Here is a 227-nt window from a genome sequence, read left to right on the forward strand (position 1 = left end):
CGGTTCGATCCCGCTTAGCTCCACCATTACAGTCCTGAAAAATACTTCAGAATGCACCTCAGGGCGCATTGCGAAGTTTTGCTCTTTAACAATCCGGAACAAGCTGAAAATTTGAAACGACCGCGTCGTATTCGTTCTCCGTAATAAGAGCGATGCGCGATGCGGCCGGGTCTCAAGATTATCGCGATTCACGAGCGTTCAAAACGCCTGTGGGTTGTGAGGTTAAG

Annotated in this window: 1 protein-coding gene; it reads right to left on the minus strand. The window is 49.3% G+C overall.

Annotated elements, in window-relative coordinates; translation table 11 throughout:
* Nucleotides 1-192, minus strand: a 192-nt coding sequence (locus FS690_RS18470; protein WP_222126078.1) for a hypothetical protein, incomplete at its 3' end; no start/stop codon positions are given.
* Nucleotides 193-227: the final 35 nt, after the last annotated feature.

Origin of the sequence: Pantoea sp. PSNIH1, from assembly GCF_007680655.1 — a bacterium.
GTDB lineage: Bacteria > Pseudomonadota > Gammaproteobacteria > Enterobacterales > Enterobacteriaceae > Pantoea > Pantoea eucrina.